This is a genomic window from Mycobacterium gastri, assembly GCF_002102175.1.
In the GTDB taxonomy this organism is placed as follows: domain Bacteria; phylum Actinomycetota; class Actinomycetes; order Mycobacteriales; family Mycobacteriaceae; genus Mycobacterium; species Mycobacterium gastri.
Genome location: NZ_LQOX01000137.1, coordinates 1 through 14507, shown reverse-complemented (window position 1 = coordinate 14507; position 14507 = coordinate 1). Strand labels below are relative to the sequence as shown.

General features: G+C 65.7%; 13 protein-coding genes. 11 read left to right on the top strand and 2 right to left on the bottom strand.

Annotated features, from left to right (window positions below):
• Positions 1 to 276: 276 nt before the first annotated feature.
• Together AWC07_RS22580 and AWC07_RS22575 are read left to right on the top strand one after the other, a co-directional pair.
• The gene (locus AWC07_RS22580) at positions 277 to 1644 is read left to right on the top strand and encodes an HNH endonuclease signature motif containing protein (protein ID WP_036414337.1); all 1368 of its coding nucleotides are present in this window, start codon (positions 277 to 279) and stop codon (positions 1642 to 1644) included.
• A gap of 34 nt (positions 1645 to 1678) precedes the next feature.
• Complete coding sequence (locus AWC07_RS22575) at positions 1679 to 2191, top strand: SixA phosphatase family protein (protein ID WP_036414334.1); 513 nt, start codon at positions 1679 to 1681, stop codon at positions 2189 to 2191.
• A gap of 38 nt (positions 2192 to 2229) precedes the next feature.
• On the opposite strand, the gene AWC07_RS22570 is transcribed toward AWC07_RS22575, so the two are convergent.
• Positions 2230 to 2772, bottom strand: a complete 543-nt coding sequence (locus AWC07_RS22570; protein WP_036414331.1) for a DUF3558 domain-containing protein — start codon at positions 2770 to 2772, stop codon at positions 2230 to 2232.
• Complete coding sequence (locus AWC07_RS22565) at positions 2769 to 3326, bottom strand: DUF3558 domain-containing protein (protein ID WP_036414328.1); 558 nt, start codon at positions 3324 to 3326, stop codon at positions 2769 to 2771. Before AWC07_RS22565 ends, AWC07_RS22570 begins: the two co-directional genes overlap by 4 nt.
• Before the next feature lie 147 nt (positions 3327 to 3473).
• On the opposite strand from AWC07_RS22565, the gene AWC07_RS22560 reads away from it, so the two are divergent.
• The 9 genes from AWC07_RS22560 (at position 3474) to AWC07_RS22520 (ending at position 14328) form a co-directional block, all read left to right on the top strand.
• Positions 3474 to 5222 (top strand): ABC transporter ATP-binding protein, encoded by a 1749-nt coding sequence (locus tag AWC07_RS22560; protein WP_036414326.1) that lies wholly within the window; start codon positions 3474 to 3476, stop codon positions 5220 to 5222.
• Between the two features lie 2 nt (positions 5223 to 5224).
• Positions 5225 to 7144: an ABC transporter ATP-binding protein gene (locus AWC07_RS22555; RefSeq protein ID WP_036414323.1), complete on the top strand. Its 1920-nt coding sequence runs from the start codon at positions 5225 to 5227 to the stop codon at positions 7142 to 7144.
• Positions 7145 to 7269: 125 nt separating this feature from the next.
• Positions 7270 to 7605 carry a DUF732 domain-containing protein gene (locus AWC07_RS22550; protein WP_036414320.1) on the top strand — a complete coding sequence of 112 codons (336 nt, stop codon included), beginning with the start codon at positions 7270 to 7272 and terminating at the stop codon, positions 7603 to 7605.
• Between the two features lie 171 nt (positions 7606 to 7776).
• Positions 7777 to 8511, top strand: a complete 735-nt coding sequence (locus AWC07_RS22545) for an LppX_LprAFG lipoprotein (protein WP_036414344.1) — start codon at positions 7777 to 7779, stop codon at positions 8509 to 8511.
• 67 nt (positions 8512 to 8578) lie between these two features.
• Positions 8579 to 8977 (top strand): DUF4189 domain-containing protein, encoded by a 399-nt coding sequence (locus AWC07_RS22540; RefSeq protein ID WP_085105236.1) that lies wholly within the window; start codon positions 8579 to 8581, stop codon positions 8975 to 8977.
• Positions 8978 to 9108: 131 nt separating this feature from the next.
• Entirely contained in the window at positions 9109 to 9822 is a 714-nt protein-coding gene (locus AWC07_RS22535) for a C39 family peptidase (RefSeq protein WP_036412302.1), read from the top strand.
• Between the two features lie 205 nt (positions 9823 to 10027).
• A complete protein-coding gene (locus AWC07_RS22530; protein WP_036412300.1) occupies positions 10028 to 10723 on the top strand; it encodes a C39 family peptidase in 696 nt (231 codons plus the stop codon).
• Between the two features lie 271 nt (positions 10724 to 10994).
• Positions 10995 to 12155, top strand: coding sequence for an ATPase/transcriptional regulator EmbR (embR, locus tag AWC07_RS22525; protein WP_036412298.1), 1161 nt, complete (start codon positions 10995 to 10997; stop codon positions 12153 to 12155).
• 385 nt (positions 12156 to 12540) lie between these two features.
• Positions 12541 to 14328 carry a serine/threonine-protein kinase gene (locus tag AWC07_RS22520; RefSeq protein ID WP_036412296.1) on the top strand — a complete coding sequence of 596 codons (1788 nt, stop codon included), beginning with the start codon at positions 12541 to 12543 and terminating at the stop codon, positions 14326 to 14328.
• Positions 14329 to 14507: the final 179 nt, after the last annotated feature.

Here is a 14507-nt window from a genome sequence, read left to right as displayed (position 1 = left end):
CTGACCTACTGCCGAAGAAACGGCCTTGTCGGCGTTCTTCCCGCCCCATCACGCCCCGTTGTTCAGAGCCCTCCTAGTCGAGGCCTTGACCATCGATACGCAGGCGCCCAGCGGTATACGACAATCCCGACCGCGTCGACATCGCCGGCACCGGAGCCGTGCGTGGAGTCGATAGCGGTCGAGATCGAGGCACTACCAGTCCGGACAATGCGCATTTTTCATTGGATCAAGCTCAGTTGTCTTTCGCGTGTCGGTGGGCTGCGATAGGATTCGAACATGTGTTCGGATCGGGAGTCGGTGGTGGCGGTGCTCGACCGTCTCGATGCCGACGTCGACGAGTTGATCGAGATGTCTTTCGAGGCGCTGACGACTCCGGAGTGCGTGCGGGTGCTGGAGCGTGTGGAGCGGGTGGCGCGCCGGTTACCGGTCGTCCAGCATGCGTTGATCAATCAGATCGCCGAGCAGTCCAGTGAGGAGGAGTTGGGCGGGAAGCTGCCCGCGGCGCTGGCCAGCCGGTTGCGGATCAGCCGTGCTGAGGCCAGCCGGCGGGTGGGTGAGGCCGCCGAACTCGGTGGGCGCCGCGCGTTGACCGGTGAACCTTTGGCGCCGCAGCTGACCGCGACGGCGGCCGCCCAGCGTGACGGGCATATCGGCGAACGCCATGTGCGGGTGATCCGGGACTTTTTTCGCCACCTGCCCGCCGATGTCGACAGCGAGACCCGAGGCAAAGCCGAAGCCCATCTGGCCCGGCTGGCCACCCAGTTCGGCCCCGACCAACTGGCCAAACTGGCTCAACGGCTGATGGACTGCCTCAACCCCGACGGCACCTACACCGATGAGGACCGCGCCCGCCGGCGCGGCATCACTGTGGGCAAACAAGGTCTTGATGGGATGTCGCGGCTCAGTGGCTGGCTGACGCCGGAAGCGCGGGCCGGGCTGGATGCCGTGCTGGCCAAGCTGGCCGCTCCGGGCATGTGCAATCCGCAGGACGAGAGCCCAGTGGTCGATGGACCGGCACCCGACGACGTGGCCCAGCGCGACACCCGCTCGGAAAGCCAACGCAACCATGACGGCCTCAACGCCGCCTGGCGTGCCCTGTTGGCATCGGGAAACCTGGGGCAGCACAACGGGTTACCGGCGTCCATTGTCGTGACCACCACGCTTAGAGACCTCGAAGCCGCCACCGGCCAGGCGCTGACCGGGGCCGGCACCCTGCTGCCCATGTCCGACGTGATCCGCCTGGCCCGCCACGCCCGCCACTACCTCGCGATCTTCGACCAAGGCAAACCCTTGGCGCTCTATCACACCAAACGCCTGGCCTCACCGGGGCAACGAATTGTCTTGTACGCCAAGGAGCGCGGCTGCAGCGCGCCGGACTGCGACGTACCGGGGTATCGCTGTGAAGTCCATCATGTGCGGGAGTGGGCCACCACCCAGCGGACCGACATCGACCAACTCACCCTGGCCTGCGGACCCCACCACAAACTCCTCGACGCAGGCTGGACCACCCGCAAGAACAACCGCGGCGACACCGAATGGCTACCACCACCACATCTAGACCACGGGCAGCCGAGAACCAACACATTCCACCACATGGAGAAACTGCTACGCGACGGAGACGACGACGAAGAGGACGCGGCGTAGCGATTCGGTTTTCGGATTCACTAGCGTGAGCCCAATGAATGAGCAGCACCGCAACCTTGTGCTGATGCGACACGCGAAGTCGGCGTACCCGGACGGCGTCGCCGATCACGACCGGCCGTTGGCGCCGCGGGGTATCCGCGAGGCCCGGCTGGCCGGTGAGTGGTTGCGGGCCAATGTGCCGGCGGTCGACAGCGTGCTGTGCTCGACGGCCACTCGCACCCGGGAGACGTTGGCACGCACCGGCATCGACGCGCGGGTACGCTATGCCGAGCGCCTCTACGGCGCCACCCCCGGCGCCGTGATCGAGGAGATCAACCGGGCACCCGACGACGTCACCACCCTGCTCGTCATCGGCCACGAACCGACAACGTCTGCGCTGGCCCTCATCCTGGCCGCCGCCGATAGCGCCGAATCTACAGTTGCGCAACGTATTTCGGAGAAGTTCCCGACGTCGGCGATCGCAGTGCTGCGAGTCTCCGGCCGTTGGGCAGACCTGCAACCCGGCGGTGCGGCATTCGTGGACTTCCATGTGCCGCGGGAGGCCTGACCACCGACGGAACCGCCGACGGAACCGTGGTTGCCGGCTCAGGCGTTGGTGGCCAGCGTCAACTCCATCAGCTTGATGGCCTGTCCACAGGCGTCGATACCTGGTGCCTGAGGGTTGACCCACCACCCGACCACTCCCGCCGCGTCGCTGGCCACACCGCATGCGCCGTTGGGATCGCCGGTCCGCATCACAATCGAGTCGATGCCCTGGATGGTGCGATTCTCGATCTGGTATTTCAGGCCCTCGGCCACCTTGCGCTCGTTGCTCAGACTGCCCTGCTCGAACCAGAACCGGGTGATGTCGATCAACCCGGCCGGGTTTGCCGCCTGCCACCGGCATATCGCGCCCACGAATGTGCTTTGGATGTCGAGCGGATCTGCACCGACGGTCTTGGCCAGGATGTCAGTGGTCAGAACCTCACATTCCTTGAGCAGGTTCGGATATTGCCTTTCGGAATTGTCGTTGCGCGGCACCCCACCCGCGCCCGCCTTCATGGCGGTGCCGGAAACCGACCTCGTGCAACCCACCAAGAAAACCAGCGCGGTGATCAATGCGGCGGCACCGACCAGGAGACGTCTCATTTGGCGTTCGCAATCGATTGGCGGGCTAATTCCTTGGCTACGTCACACGGTGGGGGAAATGGCTTCTGACTAAAGCTCACCGACCACTCGATGAAATCGTCCTGGAATTGGATTCCGACTTCACACAGCGAGTCACCCAGGCTGGGCTCGTTGCCGATGGCAATGAAGCCGCTATGACCGTTGATGTTGATGTCCTCGACACTCGCCCGCGACAGCTCCTCGGTCTTGCGCTCCCGCCCGATCGGGCTACCGCGGTACCAGGAGAAGGAAAAGTGCGGTCCCATGATGCCACCGCCCGCCAGCCATTGGCAGCCCACCGAGTTCTTGGCCGTGTTGACCAGCCCGCCGACCCTGGTCAGCTCGGTCACAGTCTGATCGCTGATGCCGCCGCACTGCGGGAAAAAGGGCCCGTGCTTGCCCTCGGAGTTGCCGGGTGACGACGAAATCGTCGCACCCTCTTGGTTGGCGCCGGAACTGGAACACCCCGCGATCGCGGGTGTCAAAGCCACCAGAGCCGACGCCGCCAACACCAGCGTCGTCACATTGCGCCGCACCGCGTACCTCTTCTTCTGCCGCTCACAGCATGCACTGTAGCCGCAGCCCCAGAGGTCAACCACGACACGCTCGCTGACCAGGCATTTCGGTCTCACGAGCGAACCTGGCGCCGGTGCCGGGCAGGCGCGGTGTGCGACAGTTACCCCATGCTCCTGGCACTGCTGCGCCAGTACCTCCGGCCCTACCGTCGGCTGATCGCGGTACTGATGGTCTTGCAGCTGATCAGCACCCTGGCTTCGCTGTACCTTCCCACCGTCAACGCCGCGATCATCGACGACGGAGTCGCCAAGGGCAACACCACCGTCATCGTTCGGCTGGGCGTGGTGATGCTCGGCGTCACCGGATTGCAGGCGCTGTGCGCGGTCGGTGCGCTCTACGTTGGCTCACGGACCGGGACCGGCTTCGGCCGCGACCTGCGTTCAGCCATGTTCGAACACGTCGTCACCTTCTCCGAACAAGAGACCGCCCGGTTCGGCGCCTCGACGTTGCTGACCCGAAGCACCAACGACGTGCGCCAGATTGTGTTCCTGGTGCAGACGACGGCCACCGTGCTGGTCGCCGCGCCGATCATGAGCATCGGCGGCATTCTCATGGCGATTCACCAAGAAGCCGCACTGACCTGGCTGCTACTGGTCAGCGTCCCGGTCCTGGCGGTTGCGAATTACTGGATCATGACGCACCTGCTGCCATTGTTTCGCAGCATGCAGAACCTGATCGACGGCATCAACCGAGTGCTGCGAGACCAACTGTCCGGGGTCCGGGTGGTCCGGGCGTTCACCCGGGAAGGCTTCGAGCGGGACAGGTTCGCCCGGGCGAACACCGCGCTGTCCAAGACCGCACTGGCAGCGGGTAACTGGCAAGCGCTGATGCTGCCGGTGACCACCCTGACCATCAATGCGTCCAGCGTCGCGGTGATCTGGTTCGGCGGCCTGCGCATCGACAACGGCCAGATGCAGGTGGGCTCGCTGAGCGCCTTCCTGGCGTATTTCGCCCAGATTCTGATGGCGGTGTTGATGGCGACGATGACGCTGGTGGTGCTGCCGCGAGCATCCGTGTGCGCCGAACGCATCACCGAGGTGCTGTCCACCCGCGCCGCCATCGGCAACCCGGCAAATCCCAGGTTCCCGCCGGACGGAATCGCCGGCGTGGTCCGTCTGGACGGTGTGACATTCACTTATCCGGGCGCTGATTGTCCGGTGCTGCAAGATATCTCGCTGACCGCACGGCCGGGTGCCACCACCGCGATCGTCGGCAGCACCGGCTCGGGCAAGTCGACTCTGGTCTCGTTGATCTGCCGGCTCCGCGACGTCACCGGCGGCGCCGTCCTGATCGACGGCATCGACGTCCGAGACTACCACACCGAAAGACTATGGACTGCAATCGGTTTGGTGCCGCAGCGCGGCTATCTCTTTTCCGGCACCGTCGCCGACAACCTGCGTTACGGCGCGGCTCCGAACCAATCGGTAACCGACGCGGAGATGTGGGAGGCACTGCGCGTCGCCGCCGCAGACGATTTCGTGCGGGCGCACGGGCTGCACATGCGCGTCGGCCAGGGTGGGGTCAACTTCTCCGGTGGGCAGCGCCAACGGCTGGCGATCGCGCGGGCCGTCATCCGCCGCCCCGCCATCTATCTGTTCGACGACGCGTTCTCGGCTCTGGACGTGCACACCGAGGCCCGCGTTCGCTCGCGCCTGGGCGAGGTGGCCGCAACTTCAACCATTATCATTGTCACCCAACGTGTTTCGACTGCATGCCAGGCCGACCAGGTGCTCGTCGTCGACGACGGCAAGATCGTCGGCGCGGGCACCCACGAAGCCCTGCTGGCCGACTGCCCCACCTATGCCGAATTCGCCATCTCGCAGTCGGTGACCGTCGGCGCCGGGGGTGTCCCGTGACCATGGCAACGAACCAGCGGCCGCGCGGCGCGGCGCCGGCCCCCACCATGCGGTCGCAAGACTTCTGGGGTTCGGCGGCGCGCCTGGTGAAACGACTCGCGCCGCAACGCCGGCTCAGCCTTGCGGTGATCACGCTGGGTGTCACCGGCACGGCGATCAGCGTGGTCGTTCCGCGAATCCTGGGCCATGCCACCGATCTGCTGTTCAACGGCGTGATCGGGCGACGGCTGCCGGCCGGCATCACCAAGGCGCAGGCCGTCGCGGCGGCCCGGGCCCGCGGTGACAACGCGTTCGCCGACCTGCTGTCGGGGATGAATGTGGTGCCGGGCCGGGGGGTGGACCTCGGCGCGGTGGGACGCACGCTGGCGCTGGCGCTGGCGCTGTATTTGGTTGCGTCGCTTTTGATTTGGGCTCAGGCCCGGCTGCTCAACGTGACGGTGCAGCGGACCATAACGAAGTTGCGGTCCGATGTCGAGGACAAGGTGCACCGGCTGCCGTTGTCCTACTTCGACGGACGTCAGCGCGGCGAGCTGTTGAGTCGGGTCACCAACGACATCGACAACGTCCAGTCGTCGCTGTCGATGACGATCAGCCAGCTGGTGACCTCGATGCTGACGGTGCTGGCCGTGCTTTTCATGATGGTGTGGATCTCGCCGCTGCTGGCGCTGATCACGGTGCTGATGGTGCCGCTGTCGCTGCTGGTGACGCGGGCGATCACGCGACGTTCGCAAGGACTGTTCGTTGCGCATTGGACCAGCACCGGGCGCCTTAACGCCCACATCGAAGAGACATACAGCGGCTTCACGGTGGTCAAGACCTTCGGCCACCAGGCCGCCGCGCGAGAAGAATTCCGCAAGCTCAACGACGACGTCTACCAGGCCAGCTTCGGCGCGCAGTTCTTGTCCGGCCTGGTCGGACCGGCGACGACGTTCATCGGCAACCTCAGTTACGTCGCCGTCGCAGTGGTGGGTGGCCTGCAGGTCGCCACCGGACACATCACGCTGGGCAGTATCCAGGCCTTCATTCAATATGTCCGCCAGTTCAATACGCCGGTGAGCCAGGTGGCCGGGATGTACAACACCCTGCAATCGGGGGTGGCCAGCGCCGAGCGGGTGTTCGAGCTGCTCGACGAGGCCGAAGAATCGCCGGAGCCGGAGCCGGTTTCAGCTATCCGGGGCCCGGAGCCGGTCCGGGGCCCGAGCCGGCCCGGTCGCGTCGAGTTCGAACACGTGAGCTTCGCCTACCACCCCGGTCACCCGGTGATCCGGGACGTGTCGCTGGTGGCCGAGCCGGGTAGCACGGTGGCGATCGTCGGACCGACCGGCGCGGGCAAGACCACGCTGGTGAACCTGCTGATGCGGTTCTACGAGGTCGATTCCGGCCGGATCCTGATCGACGGCGTGGACATCGCCTCGATGAGCCGGCCAGCACTGCGGTCACGGATCGGCATGGTGCTGCAAGACACCTGGCTATTCGACGGGACGATCGCCGAAAACATCGGCTACGGGCGGCCGGACGCCGCCCCGCACGAGATAACCGAAGCGGCCAGAGCGGCTCACGTCGACCGGTTCGTGCGTAGCCTGCCGGCCGGCTATCAGACCCGGATCAGCGGCGAGGGAAGCAACATCAGCGCCGGCGAGAAGCAGCTGATCACCATTGCGCGGGCGTTCCTGGCCCGCCCCCAACTGCTGATCCTGGACGAGGCCACCAGCTCGGTCGATACCCGCACCGAGCTCCTCATCGCCCAAGCGATGTGCGAACTTCGCCGAGACAGAACGAGTTTCATTATCGCCCACCGACTTTCGACGATTCGCGATGCCGATCGCATCATGGTCGTACAAGACGGACAGATCGTCGAACAGGGCAACCGCGCCGAACTACTGGCCCGGCGCGGCGCCTACTACGCGATGACTCAGGCCTAACCTCGGCGATGTCGGGATGGGTGCCGGGAAGTTATCAAGAAGTTATTGAGAATTCGCCAAGAGGTCGATCCGAAGCTGAGGTCACCAAGCAGGAAACCCACAGCACTCAGCAAAGGACCTCACCAATGTTCTCAGCACGCCTCACCGCAGCCCTGGCCACCGCCGTCGGCGCCGCCGCCGTCGGGCTTGCCGTCGCCACCGCCGGCGTCGCCTCCGCCACCACCGCAGCCGACGCGGCATTCATCTCGCAGATGGAGTCGGTTGGCGTTACCTTCTCCTCGCCGCAGGCGGCGGTCCAAGAGGGCCACCAGGTCTGCACGGAGTTGGCGGCCGGAGCAACCGGATCCCAAATCGCCAGTGAAATCCTCAGCCAGACCAACCTGACCTCCAAGCAAGCCGCCTACTTCGTCGTCTACGCAACCAAGGACTACTGCCCGCAGTACGCCAGCCAACTCACCTGATCGAATCCCACACAGCATGGGGGGATCCCGAGAACCGGGATCCCCCCATCGCGCATGCTGCGACAGTCAGCCTCGGCGAGGTAGGTGGACCCAGACCGGCCGGCCGTAACCCAGGGCTCACTAAGCTCGGAGTTCGGCTTGAGCAACTGCGGGCTGACGAAGGAGATGTCGATGAAGCTTGCGCGTGGAAGCGTTGTCGCCGCCGCGGCCACCGGACTCGCTGTCGCGCTGACGATCAGCGGCTGCGGACATCCGGATACCGGCGCCAAATCGTCAACCGCTACGGCCACCGCCACCAGCGGGGAGGCGCCGAGGTTGCTCAAGCAGGCCACCGACGTGATGCGCAAGGTCACCGGCATGCACCTCAGCCTTGCCGTGCAGGGCGACGTGCCGAACCTGCGGGTGACAAGGCTCGACGGCGATGTATCCAGCACACCGCAGACCGTCGCCACCGGCAACGCGACGATGCTCGTCGGCAAGGACACCCAGGACGTCAAATTCGTCTATGTCGACGGTCACCTCTACTCCGACCTCGGCCAACCCGGCATGTACACCGACTTCGGCAACGGCGCCTCGATCTACAACGTGTCGGTGCTGCTGGACCCCGACAAGGGCTTGGCCAACGTACTGGCCAACCTCAAGGATGCGTCGGTGGCCGGCTCCCAGCAGGTGAACGGCGTCGCCACCACCAAGATCACCGGGAACTCGAGTGCCGACGACATCGCGACGCTGGCCGGCTCACGGTTGACCACCGAGAATGTTTCCACGATGCCCACCACCGTCTGGACCGCTTCCGACGGGTCCTCGCACCTCGTGCAGATGCAGATCGTCCCGGCTCCCAACACTTCGGTGACGCTGACAATGTCCGACTGGGGCAAACAGGCCACCGCTACCAAACCGGTCTAGCCATTGGCGGATGGCGTCCCGGCATGTTGATCCGGCCGGACCGCCGACGCTCGGAAAGGATTCACCAATGACGATGATGGTTCTCCGTCGGCGCCGGTTCGCCGTGACGGTCGCCCCGCCGGCGGTTGTCGTAGCGGCCATCGCGGCCATCACAACAACGGTGGCGACCATGGCGCTGGCGCCCGCGGCACGCGCCACCGATTCCTACGGCGCGATCGCCTATTCCAGCAACGGGTCATGGGGCCGGTCGTGGGCCTACCCCACCAAGGCGGCTGCCGAAGCCACCGCGGTCAAATCGTGCGGCTACTCCGATTGCAAGGTCCTCACCTCCTTCACCGCCTGCGGTGCCGTCGCCGCGAAAGACCGCGACTACAAGGGCGGCACGGGTCCGAACCTCAGCACCGCCATGAAAGACGCGCTGAGCAAACTCGACGGCGGCTACATCGACACGTGGGCCTGCAACTGACGCGCCCCCGCACGGTCACACCCCGGCCACGGCCGATCACTCCAAGAATTCGACGAGGTAACGAATAGGCCACCATCAGAGCCTTTTCTCAACAGCCCTCCACCGGAGCGGAATTGAGAAAGGACCCGGCCATGAAGACCGTCAACATCTCCATCGTCGCCAAGGCAGCCGTCGCCGCCGCACTCGCCGCCGGCCTGTCACTGGGCTTGGCCAGCCAGGCCGGCGCATCCGTCGGCGGCACCATGTTCGGCGACCCGACCGCGGCCGCCAAGTACTGGCGCCACCAGAACTACGACGACTGCGCGATCATGTCCAGCGCCGACGTGGTCGGCCAGATCACGGGCAAGCTGCCCTCGGAGCGGGCCATCATCAAAGTGGCCCAATCCACCCCCAGCACCAACCACCCCGGCTCGATCTACATCAAGCCGACCGACAAGAACGACCCGAACTCGGGCATGGGCACCAATCCTGAGGACCTGCCAACATTGCTGGCGCACTATGGAGTCCACGGCGTCAACACCGACTCCGACAGCGCCGCGCAGACCGGCGTCGCCACCGGTATGGACGCGCTCGAGCAGTACCTGGGCAGCGGCCACGCGGTGATCGTCGGGGTCAACGCCGAAATGATCTGGAACCGGCCGATCCAGAACAAGGGCAGCGACGGCCAGCCGCGGGCCGACCACGCAGTGGTGGTGACCGGCGTCGACACCGCCAACGGTGTAGTGCACCTCAACGACAGCGGCAATCCGGACGGTCGCGACGAGCAGATCCCGCTGGAGACCTTCGTCAAGGCCTGGGCCACCAGCCACGACTTCATGACCGTCACGCAGGAAACACACAAGTAGTTCTTGGCCCCACACATGGCGGGCAGCCACCCGAGCGCCGCGTCGGCTGCCCGCCACTCGTGTTTTGCGGCTCCTGATAGCCCGCAGATCACTTCAAGGATTCATAGAGATAACGAAAAGGCCGTCAGCGGAACCTTTTCTCAACGCCCATTCCGCAGCCATCCAACGGGGGCGGAACGAGAGAACGAGAAAAAGGGAAACACCGATGAAGATCTCCACCATCGCCAAGACCGCCGTCGCCGCCACCTTCGCGGGCGCGCTGGCACTGGGACTGGCCGTCCCGGCCGATGCGGCTACGGGCACGATGTACGGCGACCCCGTGGCGGCCGCCAAGTGGTGGCGCTACCAGAAGTACGACGACTGCGTCATCATGTCGAGCGCCGACGTGATCGGTCAGATCACCGGCAAGGAACCTTCGGAGAGGGCGATCGTCAAGGTGGCCCAGTCGACACCCAGCACCGTCCACCCCGGCTCGATCTACATCAAACCCGCTGACCCGTCGAACCCGAATTCCGGTATGGGCACCAGCATGTGGGATGTGCCGGCCCTGCTGGCGCACTACGGCGTCGACGCCAAGGTCACCGACACCGACGGCGCCCCGCAAACCGGCATCCCCACGGGCATGGAGGCGCTCGAGCAGTACCTGGGCGGTGGCCACAAGGTCATCGTCAGCCTCAACGCCGAAATGATCTGGGGTGAGCCGATCGAAAACAAAGACAGCGACGGCAATCCGCGCTCAGACCACGCCTTGGTGGTCACCGGAGTCGACACCGCCAACGGCATTGTGCACCTCAACGACAGCGGTACCAAGCAAGGCCGCGACGAGCAGGTCCCCATCGAGACCTTCATCAAGGCGTGGGCCACCAGCCACGACTTCCTGGTCGTCACCACCGGCACCTGACCACGACCACCGGGACGGCGGCGGCGGGCAGCCACCGCGGGCAACGCGCCCGCTCAGTTGCCCGCCGATCGCGTGTCCCGCAGGGCGACAAAATGATTCGCTCGAAGCGATACCGACGGCCGGGAGCTTCCGGCCCGGCAGCGCGACGATATCGACGTGCCCGGGCCACCGATTCGTACCGGAGCGGCGAACTTCGTACCACAATGACCGTTGACGACGGTTGCTTGACACTAGGCAGATGAGGCGCAGATGAAGCCGCGGAGGACCCGGGATGGCTGGTAACGCGATGACGGGCAAACGTCTCGAATTCGGTCTGCTGGGACCGCTGGAGATGAGCATCGACGGCGCCCTGGTACCGACCGGCACCCCTAAACAGCGGGCGGTGCTGGCCATGCTGGTGATCAACCGCAACCGACCGGTCGGGGTCGACGCGCTGATCACCGCCCTCTGGGAGGAGTGGCCACCCTCCGGAGCCCGGGCCAGCATTCATTCCTACGTGTCCAACCTGCGCAAGCTGCTCAGCGGCGCCGGGGTCGACCCCCGGGCGGTATTGGCTGCGGCGCCCCCGGGCTACCGGCTCAGCATCCCCGAGAACAGCTGTGATCTCGGGCGGTTCATCGCGGAGAAAGCTGCCGGGGTGCACGCGACCGCTGCCGGCAAATTCGAACAGGCCAGCCGGCATTTGGCTGCGGCACTGCGGGAATGGCGTGGACCGGTGCTCGACGACCTGCGTGACTTTCAATTCGTCGACGCGTTCGCCACCGCACTCGTCGAGGACAAGATTCTCGCCCACACCGCCAAGGCCGAAGCCGAGATCGCTTGCGGCCGCGCTGCTGAGGTGATCACCGAGCTGGAGGCCCTCACCGTCGAACACCCGTATCGCGAACCACTGTGGGCGCAGCTGATCACCGCCTATTACCTCACCGATCGGCAATCCGACGCGTTGGGCGCGTATCGGCGGGTAAAGACAACCCTGGCCGAGGATCTCGGCATCGACCCCGGCCCGACACTGCGCGGTCTCAACGAACGGATCCTGCGCCAGGAACCGTTGGACGCCAAGATGAATGCGAAGTCCACCGCCGTCGGCACCGTCACCGCGCTCGACCAGCGCACCATGGTGACCGGACAACAAGCCATGGCCTGCCTGCACGATATCGCCACCGGGCACGACCACCCGCTTCGCACCGCGGCGACCCGAATCGGCCGTCTCAGTGACAACGACATCGTTCTCGACAGCGCGAAGGTCAGCCGCCATCACGCGGTCATCATCGATACCGGGACCAACTACATCATCAACGATCTCCGGTCATCCAACGGTGTGCACGTAGAGCACCAGCGGATCCGCGGCGCCGCCACGCTCAACGACGGCGATCACATCCGCATCTGCGACCACGAATTCACCTTTCAGATCGCTGCCCGGCGTGACCGCTAGCCCTCAAATAAGCGAGCCAGCACGGTTGTGTCGCAACCGCTTTACCCGCAACGAGCCGGCTGGGCAGGACGGGTGCCGAGTTAGTGTCGTACTGCGCCAGGACTTTTCGCCGCACCGCGACCGCACGGCCCGGCACCCGGCTAGCGCGCGGCCATAGCCGGACGGCCGTCGTGGCCGACCGTTTTCGTCCGAAGACCGACAGGGCAACCGGTGTCCGGTCGCCTATGGACGGATAAGCCCCGTTTCCATGCGGTCGGGTTGGCTAGGGCTTACCGTCATGGTTACCGTCACGGGTTGCTGGGCCGATGGGTCGCACTCGCTGCGATACCTGGTGTCCGCTTGATAGGGTCGGCGGAATTCGGGTTGGGTCGAGGGAGGATCAGCGATGGGCGAGGCGCCAGACTCGCGTGTGGGGTCGATGTTCGGCCCTTACCACCTCAAGCGGCTGCTGGGCCGTGGCGGTATGGGCGAGGTCTACGAAGCCGAGAACACCGTCAAGGAGTGGCCGTGCGCGGTAAAGCTGATGACCGCGGAATTCAGTAAGGACCCGGTGTTTCGCGAGCGGATGAAGCGCGAAGCCCGCACCGCCGGCCGGTTGCAGGAACCCCATGTGGTGCCCATCCACGACTACGGCGAGATCGACGGGCAGATGTACCTGGAGATGCGCCTGATCGAGGGCACCGACCTGGATACCCTGCTCAAGCGTTTCGGTCCGCTGACCCCGCCGCGGGCGGTGGCCATCATCAGCCAGGTCGCCTCCGCCCTCGACGCGGCCCACGCCGCGGGGGTGATGCACCGCGACGTAAAACCGCCCAACGTCCTGGTGACCCGCGACGACTTCGCCTACCTTGTCGACTTCGGCATCGCCAGCGCCACCACCGACGAGAAGCTGACCCAATTGGGCACGGCGGTGGGCACCTGGAAATACATGGCGCCCGAACGGTTTTCCAACGACGAGGTGACCTACCGCGCCGATATCTACGCATTGGCGTGCGTGTTGTACGAATGTTTGACCGGCTCCCCGCCTTATCGCGCCGACAGCGCGTCCACGTTGGTCACCGCGCACCTGATGGATCCGGTGCCGCAGGCCAGCGCCGCGCGCTCGGGGATACCCAAGGGGTTGGACGCGGTGATCGCGCGTGGCATGGCCAAGAGACCCGAGGACCGCTACGCCAGCGCCGGCGATTTCGCCCGCGCTGCCCACGACGCGCTCAGCGACCCCGATCAAGACCACGCGGCCGACATCCTGCGCCGCAGCCAGGAAGCGACCCTGCCGGGCACTGCTTTTGCGCCTTTTGCGCCCCAACCTCCGACGCAAGCTGCTGCCACGCCGCCACCGGCGCCGCAGTACCCGGACCCGGGCGGTTCGGGGCCGATGCCACAGGCGAGCCCGACCGGGCAGCCCGCGTGGGCACCGGCAAGCGGTCCCATTCCGGCCGCCGGCCAGCCCGTCCCGGTCCCGCAGTACTACCAAGGCGGCGGCTGGGGGGGCACGCCACCGGGCACACCGCCACAACAGCCCGGCGTCCCGGCACCCTGGAATCAGCCCGCACCGCGCAAGCGCAACCCGTGGCCGATCGTGGCCGGCGCCGCCGCACTGGTGGTCGTTCTTGTCATCGCCGCCGTCGGGATCTGGTTGGCGACCAGACCGGACTCCACCCCGAAGGCGGACACCACGACCTCCGTCCCCACCACCAAGCCGCCGACCCCAAGTTCCCCCGCGACAACTACGCCGGCCGGGGACCCACAAAGCAGGCTGATGAGTTATCTGCCGTCCGGCTACGCCAGCGGCGCGTGCACACAGACCACTCCCAAGCCGGACAGCGTTTGGACCGGAGCCACTGCCATGTACAACTGCGGGCAGAACACCAACCAGGGTGGCCCCAGCCGCGCCATCTACGGACTGTTCCCGACACTTGACGCGCTCAAGAAGGCCTTCAACGACGACATCGCCGCGGTGGATCTGATGAACTGCCCCGGGGAAGGACCGTCGCCAGACGGCTGGCATTACGACAGGACACCGAACGTGACCGCCGGCATGATCGCTTGTGGCACCTATAAGAACCACCCGAACGTGATCTGGACCAACGAAGAAAAGCTGATGCTCAGCGACGTCTTCGGTGATCCCGCCACCATCGACGAACTACACACGTGGTGGGCGAAGTACGGCTGACCCGGATCGTGCGTAGACGCTAAAGCCCAAGCAGCACATCAAGATCGGCAGGCAAGGGCGACGATAAGCAAGATGCGCCGGATGGGCGGACCGTTGCGAACCGGAGGTGCCGGAGGCGGGTTATGGAGGGTAGGACCGAGGCGGTTGTGAGGGATGTGCCCCGGTTGGAGTTGCGTGCT